Annotated in this window: 5 tRNA genes; all 5 read right to left on the reverse strand. The window is 52.0% G+C overall.

Annotation, left to right across the window (positions count from 1 at the left end):
* Positions 1–70: 70 nt before the first annotated feature.
* Positions 71–146, reverse strand: a tRNA-Pro gene (locus ABDZ71_RS01755).
* A 38-nt stretch (positions 147–184) separates the two neighbouring features.
* Positions 185–260, reverse strand: a tRNA-Lys gene (locus ABDZ71_RS01760).
* An 11-nt stretch (positions 261–271) separates the two neighbouring features.
* Positions 272–348 (reverse strand) — tRNA-Arg (locus ABDZ71_RS01765).
* Positions 349–354: 6 nt separating this feature from the next.
* A tRNA-Gly gene (locus tag ABDZ71_RS01770) sits at positions 355–428 on the reverse strand.
* Between the two features lie 5 nt (positions 429–433).
* A tRNA-Gly gene (locus tag ABDZ71_RS01775) sits at positions 434–508 on the reverse strand.
* Between the last annotated feature and the right edge of the window lie 84 nt (positions 509–592).

Genomic DNA, 592 nt, shown 5'->3' on the forward strand with positions numbered 1-592 from the left:
TGAAGGGAATCGAACCCTCGTAGCCAGCTTGGAAGGCTGGAGCTCTACCATTGAGCTACACCCGCATATTTGGTCGGGGTGACAGGGCTCGAACCTGCGACCTCATGGTCCCAAACCACGCGCGCTCCCATCTGCGCCACACCCCGATATAATATGCAATAACTAAAATCTTATTAACTTTTTTTGGTGCATCATCGGGGATTCGAACCCCGGACACCCTGATTAAGAGTCAGGTGCTCTGCCAACTGAGCTAATGACGCTAATTTTTTAATGGTGCGCCTTAAGAGATTCGAACTCCTGGCACACGGCTTAGAAGGCCGTTGCTCTATCCAACTGAGCTAAAGGCGCACATTTTGGAGCGGGTGAAGGGAATCGAACCCTCGTAGCCAGCTTGGAAGGCTGGAGCTCTACCATTGAGCTACACCCGCATATTTGGAGCGGAAGACGAGATTCGAACTCGCGACGTTCACCTTGGCAAGGTGACGCTCTACCACTGAGCCACTCCCGCATGTCCTATATGCATTCATTAAAATGGTGCAGGTGAAGGGACTCGAACCCCCAAGCCTAAGGCGCTAGATCCTAAGTCTAGTGC

The sequence above is a fragment of the Clostridium oceanicum genome (assembly GCF_039521385.1).
GTDB classification, from domain to species: domain Bacteria; phylum Bacillota; class Clostridia; order Clostridiales; family Clostridiaceae; genus Clostridium_F; species Clostridium_F oceanicum.